A 2,763-nucleotide genomic window follows, 5' to 3' on the forward strand; every position below is an offset into this window, starting at 1 on the left:
TGGGGCCCGCCGGGACTTCCGGCGGGCCCCACGGCGTTCGAGCCCGTACCGCTCAGCCCAGCGTCACGACCGTCCGCAGCGCCTCGCCGCTGCGCATCTGCGCGAGCGCGTCGTTGACGTCCGCCAGCTCCACCCGGTGCGTGATCATCCCCGCGAGGTCGATCCGCCCGGCCCGCCACAGCTCCACCACCAGCGCGACGGTCCGCGCCAGCGGCGCGCCGCCGTACAGCGAGGGCAGCAGCCGCTTCTCGTTGAAGAACAGCTCGCCCATGCTGAAGCTCGCGAGGTCGTCCTGCGCCCCGGCGCCGATCACCACGACCGCGCCGCCGCGCCGGGCCGCGCCGTATCCGGCCCGGACGGTGGCCGAGCGGCCGACCGCCTCGAAGACGTAGTCGAAGCCGCCACCCGGCAGGCCCTTGGCCACCGCCTTGAGGTCCTCGGGGGCGAGCGCCTCGGTCGCGCCGAAGGCCAGCGCCCGTTCCCGGCGGGAGACCACCGGGTCGACCACCGCGATCCGGCCCGCGCCGCAGACCCGCGCGCCCTGCACGGCCGCGACGCCCACGCCGCCGGCGCCGATCACCGCGACCGACGCGCCCGGCTCGACCCGGGCGGTGTGGACGGCCGCGCCGATGCCGGTGGTCACTCCGCAGCCGATCAGCGCGGCCAGTTCGTACGGGAGGTCGGCCGGCACCGGGACCACCGCCTCGCGCTCGACCACGACCTCCTCGGCGAAGGTGCCGGTGCCGTAGAAGCCGGATGCCTCGCCGGCGAAGGTGCCAGCGCCTCCGCCGTCTTCGCCGTCGCCCGAACCGTTCGCGCCATAGCGGAAGTTGGGCGCGCCGAGCCGCCGCAGGCTGGCCACGCAGAGGTGCGAGCGGCCGCGTTCGCAGTGCGCGCACCGGCCGCAGGGCGCCATCCAGCAGAGCACCACGCGGTCGCCGACGGCGAGGTCCGTCACGCCCTCACCGATCTCGACGACGTCCCCGGCGCCCTCGTGCCCGGGGACGAACGGCGCGGGCTGGGGCAGGGTTCCGTTCATCGCCGAGAGGTCGGAATGGCAGAGGCTGGCGGCGCGCAACCGGACCCGCACCTTGCCGGGGCCGAAGCCCACGGCCTCGACGTCGTCACGGACGTCGAGCGTCTCCTGACCGGTCTTGTGCAGGATGGCTGCGCGCATGGGGCTGCTCCCGGGTCCGTCGCGGATCACTGGTCGGGCCGATTCTGGCACGGCACGCCGGGCGGAGTAGAACACGTTCCACCCCCGTCCTCGAACCGGTGAAACCCGATGGATCGGAGGGTTCCCCCGGCTCCGCCGCGCCTGGCATGATCATCCGCCATGCCGACCCCTTCCGCCGCTCCCCTGCCTACCGCGCCTGCGCAAGCACCCTCCCCATCCGTCTCCTCGGACCGCCCGCGCTCGTGCCCGACGTGCTCCGGGCCGGTCGACCCCGACCCCCGGTTCACCGCCTGGTGCCCGGCGTGCGAATGGAACCTCGTTCCCGCCGAGGAAGCCGCCAGGGAGTGCGCCAAGTCCGCGAAGGAGCTGGCCCGGGAGCGGGCCGCGGCGGAGCGGACCGAGCGACTGTTCGAGGAGGTCGCGGCCGGCCGCACCGACACCACCCGCCGGGATTGGCTCGCCGCCTCGGCCCTCGCCGTCCCGGTCCACGCCGTCACCGTCGCCGTGGCGGCGGCGGCCGTCTGGCTGCTCGTCACCGGCAACACGCCGCTGCGCTGCCTGGGAGCACTCCTCCTGGCCGTCGCCTTCCTGCTCCGCCCCCGGCTCGGCCGGGCGCCGAGCGGCACGGGCGCACTGAGCCGGACCGAGGCCCCCGCGCTGTACGGGCTGGCCGACCGGGTCGCCGCCGAGCTCGGAGCGCCGCCGGTCGGGGTGATCCAGGTCACCGAGGACTTCAACGCGAGCATGGCGGTGGTCGGGCTGCGGCGGACGTCGATGCTCACGATCGGCCTGCCGCTCTGGGAGGCGCTGGACGAGCGGCAGCGGCTCGCACTGCTCGGGCACGAACTCGCCCACCAGGTCAACGGCGACAACCGGCGCGGCCTGTGGCTCGGCTCGGCGATGGGGGCGCTGGCGCACTGGTACGACCTCTCCAGACCGCGCGAGCGGACCCGGGCGGGGTACGGCGTGGTCGCGCTGCTGTCGCTGATCGGGGACTACCTGGGCAACGCCTTCCTGCACCTCGTCAGCCAACTGCCCTACCGGGCCTACCTGGTGCTCGACCGGCTCACGGCGCGGGCCGGGCAGCAGGCGGAGTACAGGGCCGACGAGCTCGGCGCGCGGGTGGCGTCCACCGAGGCGGCGGGCGGGATGCTGGAGACGCTGCTGCTCGGGTCGGCGGCCGGGACGGTGACGATGCGGTTGCGGGCCGAGATCCAGTCGCGGCCTCGGTCCGGGCGGCGGGACGCCGCTCCGGGGCCGGACGTCACCGCGCTCTGGCCGCAGCTGCGGGAGCACCTGGCCGCGATCCCGCCGCTGGAGCGTGAGCGGCTGCTCCGCCGCTCGCGGCAGGACGGCCACGCGGTGGACGCCTCGCACCCGCCGACCCACCTGCGGCGGGCGCTCCTCGCCCGGCACACGCCTCTCCCGGCGGCCGTCACCTGCACGGCGAACGAGGCCACCACCATCGCCACCGAACTCGCCCCGCACCGCACCCGAATCGCCCGCACCCTGCTCGCCGGCTGACCACACGCCGTACGGCCGCCGTGCGAGTCCGGAGTAGGAAGTCGGCTGGGCCGACTTCCTAC

Annotated in this window: 2 protein-coding genes; one reads left to right on the top strand and one right to left on the bottom strand. The window is 75.5% G+C overall.

All coding sequences use genetic code 11. The features are described from left to right. Positions 1 to 52: 52 nt before the first annotated feature. Positions 53 to 1,177, bottom strand: a complete 1,125-nt coding sequence (locus tag ABD308_RS39405) for an alcohol dehydrogenase catalytic domain-containing protein (protein ID WP_344345952.1) — start codon at positions 1,175 to 1,177, stop codon at positions 53 to 55. A gap of 159 nt (positions 1,178 to 1,336) precedes the next feature. Between ABD308_RS39405 and ABD308_RS39410 the strand changes: the two genes are divergently transcribed. Then, positions 1,337 to 2,701 carry a M48 family metalloprotease gene (locus ABD308_RS39410; RefSeq protein WP_344345954.1) on the top strand — a complete coding sequence of 455 codons (1,365 nt, stop codon included), beginning with the start codon at positions 1,337 to 1,339 and terminating at the stop codon, positions 2,699 to 2,701. Positions 2,702 to 2,763 lie beyond the last annotated feature (62 nt).

Origin of the sequence: Kitasatospora putterlickiae (genome assembly GCF_039527695.1) — a bacterium.
Taxonomy (GTDB): Bacteria; Actinomycetota; Actinomycetes; order Streptomycetales; family Streptomycetaceae; genus Kitasatospora; species Kitasatospora putterlickiae.